This is a genomic window from Blautia sp. BIOML-A1, assembly GCF_009883055.1.
GTDB lineage: Bacteria > Bacillota > Clostridia > Lachnospirales > Lachnospiraceae > Blautia_A.
The window spans coordinates 1-7,354 of record NZ_WWVR01000060.1; the positions used below are offsets into that span (position 1 = coordinate 1).

Annotated in this window: 5 protein-coding genes and 1 riboswitch; all 5 genes read left to right on the top strand. The window is 42.6% G+C overall.

Features of this window, described 5'->3' with window-relative positions; all coding sequences use genetic code 11:
• The coding region (locus GT674_RS16165) for an FGGY-family carbohydrate kinase (protein WP_243149175.1) at positions 1–874 on the top strand (874 nt) is incomplete at its 5' end.
• Positions 875–1,364: 490 nt separating this feature from the next.
• Positions 1,365–1,447: riboswitch (ZMP/ZTP riboswitch) on the top strand.
• A gap of 79 nt (positions 1,448–1,526) precedes the next feature.
• Positions 1,527–3,212: a formate--tetrahydrofolate ligase gene (locus GT674_RS16170; protein WP_161286613.1), complete on the top strand. Its 1,686-nt coding sequence runs from the start codon at positions 1,527–1,529 to the stop codon at positions 3,210–3,212.
• 214 nt (positions 3,213–3,426) lie between these two features.
• On the top strand, positions 3,427–5,217 hold the full coding sequence (locus GT674_RS16175) for an aminopeptidase P family protein (protein WP_161286615.1): 1,791 nt from the start codon (positions 3,427–3,429) through the stop codon (positions 5,215–5,217).
• A complete protein-coding gene (locus tag GT674_RS16180; protein ID WP_161286616.1) occupies positions 5,187–5,774 on the top strand; it encodes a TetR/AcrR family transcriptional regulator C-terminal domain-containing protein in 588 nt (195 codons plus the stop codon). The genes GT674_RS16175 and GT674_RS16180 overlap by 31 nt, the downstream gene beginning before the upstream one ends.
• Positions 5,775–6,029: 255 nt before the next feature.
• Positions 6,030–7,175, top strand: coding sequence for a lactaldehyde reductase (gene fucO, locus GT674_RS16185; protein WP_161286618.1), 1,146 nt, complete (start codon positions 6,030–6,032; stop codon positions 7,173–7,175).
• Positions 7,176–7,354 lie beyond the last annotated feature (179 nt).

Here is a 7,354-nt window from a genome sequence, read left to right on the forward strand (position 1 = left end):
CGACGTAAGAGAAGAACAGCTTCCGAAACTGTATGAGAGCTGGGAAGTGGTCGGAACGCTGAAGCCGGAAGTGGCAGAGGAACTCGGATTTTCTGCTGATGTCAAAGTTGTGGCAGGTGCCGGAGATAATGCAGCTGCTGCGGTCGGAACAGGAACTGTCGGTGACGGTCAGTGTAACATTTCACTTGGAACATCCGGAACAATCTTTATTTCTAGCAAAAACTTTGGTGTTGACGAGAACAATGCACTGCATTCTTTCTGTCATGCTGACGGAAGTTATCATCTTATGGGATGTATGCTGAGTGCTGCTTCCTGTAATAAATGGTGGGCAGAAGAAATTCTTCAGACCAGGGATTTTGCAGCAGAACAGGCTCCAATCCAGAAACTTGGAGAAAATAACGTATTCTTCCTTCCATATCTGATGGGAGAAAGATCACCTCATAATAATCCAGATGCAAGAGGCGTATTCTTTGGAATGTCCATGGACACTACAAGAGCAGATATGACACAGGCTGTTCTGGAAGGCGTTGCATTTGGACTTCGTGATTCCCTTGAAGTAGCAAGAAAGCTCGGAATCAAGATTGAACGCACCAAGATCTGCGGCGGCGGAGCAAAGAGTCCGCTTTGGAAAAAAATCATCGCAAATGTGATGAACCTCAAAGTCGATGTCCTTGAAGTTGAAGAAGGACCATCCATGGGAGGAGCCATGCTGGCAGCTGTAGGCTGCGGAGCATATCCGGATGTTGAGACTGTTGGAAAGAAGATGGCACATGTAGTAGACACTGTTGAGCCAGAAGAAGAACTTGTGGCAAAATACGAAGAAAAGTATCAGAAGTTTAAGAAACTGTATCCGAGCCTTAAACCACTTTTTTAAGGTTCTTCCTTAACAACTGTCAGAAGTTTGATAACTTATAAAACCCTGAGGGGGACCATCTCAAAGTTGCGAAAGACCGAAGGTCCCCCTCAGACTCCCCCTGCTTGGCCCCGCTAAAAGCAAGTAAGTTTGAGAAAATATACCCCACCAGGCCACGTGTAAAAGTTTGTTAGTAGTATGATAAAATACCAGGATATCTTCTCCGTGCGAGGGAGAGGAGTCCTGGTATTTTTCGATTTATTTTATATTTGAAGAGAGAAGAAATTGTGTGCTTTTTAGCCCAGGGGTTGCAAGGGGACTGGCCAAGTCCCCTTGCGTTCCTTCTTTTACAAAAGAAAAAATGAAAAACAATTTTTATTTATATTTTTATTGTAAAAAATAAACAACTTTTATTTTGAATTCTTTATCATTTTGTAAAAAGAAAAGAAAAAATTTGATAATTTATTGACAAACTCCGTTATATATGATATTATTTTCTTATCAATTTGATAACGTCTCTGATGACTGGCGGAGCAGTGGAAATCACCACATGGGAATCAGAGATTTGCAGAGTCGACCGTCTGGGCAGTATTTGAGAATATCTCGGATACTGTTTTTTTTAACCGAATATATGGTTAAAATGGTGGTGTGCCTACAATGAAAGGAGACAATTATGGGATTCAAGAGTGACATCGAAATTGCACAGGAGTGCGTAATGCAGCCAATTACCAAGATTGCAGAAAAAGCAGGTATTGATGACAAATATCTGGAGCAGTACGGAAAATACAAAGCAAAGATCGACTACAATCTTTTAAAAGAAAGCGACAGAAAAGATGGTAAGCTGATTCTTATGACAGCAATCAACCCGACACCGGCAGGTGAAGGAAAAACTACTACAACCGTAGGTCTTGCTGATGCAATGCAGAAACTCGGTAAGAACGTTATGGTTGCACTTCGTGAGCCATCCCTCGGACCGGTATTTGGTGTTAAGGGTGGTGCAGCAGGCGGCGGCTATGCGCAGGTAGTTCCGATGGAAGATATCAACCTTCATTTCACAGGTGACTTCCATGCGATTGGTGCAGCAAACAACCTTCTTGCAGCAATGATCGACAACCATATCTTCCAGGGAAATGCTCTGAACATTGACCCGAGAAAGATTACATGGAAGAGATGCGTGGATATGAACGACCGTCAGCTTCGTAATGTAGTAGACGGACTCGGTGGAAGAACAAACGGTATGCCACGTGAAGACGGATATGACATTACTGTTGCATCCGAGATCATGGCAGTTCTCTGTCTTGCAAGCGACATCTCAGATTTGAAAGCAAGACTTTCCAGGATTATTATCGGATATACATATGGTAAAGTATCCGAGCAGAAACCGGTAACAGCTGGCGATCTTCATGCAGAAGGTGCTATGACAGCACTTCTGAAAGATGCTCTGAAACCAAATCTTGTTCAGACACTGGAACATGTACCGGCAATCGTTCATGGTGGACCATTCGCAAACATCGCTCATGGATGTAACTCCGTAACAGCTACAAAGATGTGTATGAAACTTGCTGATTACACCATCACAGAGGCTGGATTCGGTGCTGACCTCGGTGCTGAAAAATTTCTCGACATCAAATGCCGTATGGCAGGACTGCACCCAAGCGCAGTTGTTATCGTAGCTACGGTACGTGCTCTGAAATACAATGGCGGTGTAGCAAAAGCTGACCTCAACAACGAAAACCTGGAAGCACTGGAAAAAGGACTTCCAAACCTTCTGAAACATGTAAGCAACATCAAGAACGTATACAAACTTCCATGTGTTGTTGCTATCAATGCATTCCCGACAGATACAAAGGCAGAACTTGACCTTGTAGAAGAAAAATGTAAAGAACTCGGCGTAAACGTTGCTCTTTCTGAAGTATGGGCTAAAGGCGGCGAAGGCGGAATCAAACTTGCAGAAGAAGTTCTCCGTCTCGTAGAAGAACCAAACGACTTCTCCTATGCATATGAACTGGAAGGATCTATCGAAGACAAACTGAACCAGATCGTACAGAAAGTATACGGCGGTAAGAGAGTTGTTCTGACAGCAAATGCTCAGAAACAGGCAAAACAGCTTGAAGCACTCGGATTTGGCAACTGCCCGATCTGCGTAGCTAAGACACAGTACAGCCTGACAGACGACCAGACAAAACTTGGTGCACCGACAGACTTCGAAGTTACTGTACGTAACCTCAAGATTTCCGCAGGTGCAGGCTTCATCGTAGCCCTCACAGGCGAGATCATGACCATGCCAGGACTCCCGAAAGTACCGGCTGCTGAGAGAATCGATGTAGACGAAACAGGCAAGATCACTGGACTTTTCTGATAAAAGCTGATTGTAAACCACGCTGAAAAGCAGGTAAGATAGGGAGATAATAAAATACCAGAACCGTTTCATACGTAAAGCGTAGTAACTGTGAACGAAGTGAACAGTAATAAAGCGTATGGAGAGGGGTTCTGGTATTTTTGTGTGTATGGTTTTTGGGGGAGAAATGTGGTAGTATAGAGGAAGTATAAAATGTGTCAGGGAGGATTGGAAAATGACAGTTTTGGAAAGGCTTAATGCTCTTCGGGATTTGATGAGGGAGAAGAAGATTGACGCATATCTGGTGCCGACGGATGATTTTCATGCATCGGAATATGTTGGTGATTATTTTAAATGTCGAAAGTATATTACCGGATTTACGGGATCAGCGGGAACGGCTGTGATCATGCAGGATATGGCAGGTCTGTGGACGGATGGAAGATATTTTCTGCAGGCTGCAGACCAGCTTGAAGGAAGTACCATTCAACTCTTCAAAATGGGTGAGCCGGATGTGCCGACAGTACATCAGTTTCTTGCAAAAAAGCTTGAAAAGGGTATGTGCCTTGGCTTTGATGGACGTACAGTCAGTGCCAGGGAGGCAGAAGAATTAGAAGAACTTTTAAAGAAAAAAGAGGTTACTTTTGCTGTAAACGATGATCTTATCGGAGCAATCTGGAGTGACCGTCCGGCACTTTCCTGTGAGCCGGCTATGGAACTGGATGTGAAATGGGCAGGCGAGTCAAGAGCAGATAAAATTGCGAAAATCCGTAAGCAGATGAGGGAAAAGAAAGCAGATATTTTTGTACTTACTTCGCTGGATGATATTGCATGGTTTTTGAACATCCGTGGAAATGATGTTCATTGCTGTCCTGTTGTTCTTTCTTATCTTGTTATGACAGATAAAGAACTCAGACTATTTGTAAATGAAACTGTTTTTTCAGAAGAGATTCGTGCAAATCTGGAAGCGGATGGTGTGGAAATTTATCCGTATAATGATGTCTATTCTTATGTCCGGACGATAGATGCAGATCAGAAAGTGCTGCTTTCAAAAGCGAATGTCAACAGTCGTCTGGTAAGTAATATTCCGTCCGAGGTAACAATTCTGGACGAAGAAAATCTGACACTTCTTCCGAAGGCAATTAAGAATGAAACTGAGGTAGAGAATGAAAGAATTGCACATATCAAAGATGGTGTTGCAGTTACCAGATTTATTCGCTGGATGAAGGAAACTGTTGGAAAAGAAAAGATCACAGAACTCAGTGCGGCTAAGAAATTATATCAGTTCCGCAGTGAGCAGGAGAACTTCCTGGGAGACAGCTTTGATCCGATCATTGCATATGGAAAGCATGCTGCAATTGTACATTACAGTGCAACAGAAGAGACAGATATTCCTTTTGAGGCAAGAGGAATGGTGCTTGCAGATACAGGCGGACACTACCTGGAAGGTTCAACAGACATCACAAGAACCGTAGTACTTGGACCTGTTACAGATAAGGAAAAGAAATATTTCACGGCGGTTCTGCGTGGAAATCTGAACCTTGGAGCAGCAAAATTTAAATATGGATGTACAGGACTGAATCTGGACTATATTGCCAGAGAACCACTCTGGGAAATGGGAGAAGATTACAATCATGGCACAGGTCATGGTATAGGATATCTCCTCAATGTGCATGAGGGACCAAACAGTATCCGCTGGAAAAATATTGCAGGAAGTCCGGCTGCAGTGCTGGAAGAAGGTATGCTCACATCGGATGAACCGGGATATTATCTGGAGAATGAATTTGGAATCCGTCATGAGAATATTGTCCTTTGTAAGAAAGCAGAAAAGACTTCCTTTGGACAGTTTATGTGCTTTGAATATCTGACGATGGTGCCGTTTGATCTGGATGGAGTTGATCCGGAGCAGATGTCCGTTCGTGAAAGAAAATTACTTAATGAGTACCATAAGGAAGTATATAAAACATTATCTCCACATTTAAATGAGGATGAAAAAGAATGGCTGAAGCAGGCAACGAGAGAAATCTGACAAAGGGAGAAAAGACGAAATACCGGCTGGCAAGAGCCATGAAAGAATGTATGAAATCTACTTCAGTAGAGAACATTACCGTGAAACAGATTACAGAAAACTGTGGGCTTACCAGGCAGACTTTTTACCGGAATTTTCTGGATAAATATGATCTGATCAACTGGTATTTTGACAAGCTTCTGGCGAAATCCTTTGAGCACATGGGACAGGGAAAAACTGTCTATGATGCACTGGTAAAGAAGTTTATCTATATTCAGGAAGAGCAGACATTCTTTGCAGCTGCGTTTCGGTATGATGAGCAGAATTCTCTGCGCCAGCATGACTTTGATCTGATCCTGGATTTTTACGAAAAGCTGATTTGTGAAAAAACTGGCAAAGTTCCGGATGAAAATCTTCGTTTTCTTCTTGAAATGTACTGCCACAGTTCCATTTATATGACAGTCAGATGGGTGACAGGAGAGTTGACATGTATGCCGGAAGGTCTGGCTGCTGCACTGGTGGATGGTATGCCCGGAAGGCTGGCAGAGGTTTTTACAGGGCTTGGTATTCTGAACTGAGATGCCTTAAATACTTGGAAATATAGGTGCTATGAGCTGGTACAAAGAATTTTTCGGAACTCTGTGGTGATTTTTACTGAATAGAAATATCTGAATTTGGAACATATCACGAAAGTTACAGAAAACGTTACACTTGACAAATTCTGTAACTTTCTTTTTTATTTCAACATTGTTAATATAGTAACAAATTTACAAATCTATTTCTAATCAACAACTAAAATACCATTTAAACAATGCAGAAAGGATGTAATTATCATGGCAAACAGAATCAATTTAAATGGAACTTCTTATCATGGAGCAGGCGCAATTGCTGAGATTGCAAATGAGGCAAAGGCTCATGCATTCAAAAAAGCTTTTGTATGTTCTGACCCGGACCTGATTAAATTTAATGTGACAAGCAAAGTAACAGATGTTCTTGCAAAAGAAGGTCTGGAGTACGAAATTTATTCTGACATCAAAGCGAACCCAACTATCCAGAATGTACAGAATGGTGTGGCTGCATTCAAGAATTCCGGTGCAGATTATATCATTGCAATCGGTGGTGGTTCCTCTATGGATACTGCAAAAGCAATCGGTATCATCATCGCAAACCCGGAGTTTGAAGATGTAAGAAGCCTGGAAGGTACCGCGCCGACAAAGAATCCTTGTGTACCGATCATCGCAGTTCCGACAACAGCAGGTACCGCAGCAGAGGTTACTATCAACTACGTTATCACAGATGTAGAAAAGAAACGTAAATTCGTGTGTGTTGATCCACATGATATGCCGATCATCGCAGTTGTTGATCCGGAAATGATGTCCTCTATGCCGAAAGGACTGACTGCTTCTACCGGTATGGATGCACTGACTCATGCAATCGAAGGTTACACCACAAAAGCTGCATGGGAAATGACAGATATGTTCCATCTGAAAGCAATTGAACTGATCTCCAAATCTCTTCGTGGAGCAGTTGATAACACCAAAGAAGGCCGTGAGGGAATGGCTCTTGGACAGTATATCGCAGGTATGGGATTTTCAAATGTAGGTCTTGGAATTGCTCATTCCATGGCTCATACGCTGGGCGCTGTTTACGATACACCACATGGAGTTGCATGTGCTATGATGCTTCCGATCGTTATGGAATACAACCAGGAATGCACTGGTGAAAAATATCGTGAGATCGCACGTGCAATGGGTGTCAAAGATGTAGATTCCATGACACAGGATGAGTACAGAAAAGCTGCAATCGATGCAGTAAGAAAACTTTCAGTCGATGTTGGAATCCCGACAAAACTGGAAGCAATCAAAGAAGAAGACCTTCAGTTCCTGGCAGAGTCTGCTCATGCAGATGCATGCGCACCGGGAAATCCGAAGAATGCAAGTGTAGAAGATCTGAAGGATCTTTTTAGAAAGATTATGTAATTTAAAAAAATTTAATCGTATGGGGAATCCTTTGAAAATTTCTCCTGGTGTTTCAGGTGGGGAGATTTTCGTGTGAAGGATTCCTCTTTTTGTGTTTGGATTGTAACTGTTCACAGGTAATATCCCGCGAGGTGTTTTGCCATGAATATGGCAAAATCCCGAGACATACGGGGCAAAAT

Bases quoted from the DNA above. Each gene is read 5' to 3' on its own strand.
- GT674_RS16170 (WP_161286613.1), top strand. From the start codon at position 1,527: ATGGGATTCAAGAGTGACATCGAAATTGCACAGGAGTGCGTAATGCAG.
- GT674_RS16175 (WP_161286615.1), top strand. From the start codon at position 3,427: ATGACAGTTTTGGAAAGGCTTAATGCTCTTCGGGATTTGATGAGGGAG.
- GT674_RS16180 (WP_161286616.1), top strand. From the start codon at position 5,187: ATGGCTGAAGCAGGCAACGAGAGAAATCTGACAAAGGGAGAAAAGACG.
- fucO (WP_161286618.1), top strand. From the start codon at position 6,030: ATGGCAAACAGAATCAATTTAAATGGAACTTCTTATCATGGAGCAGGC.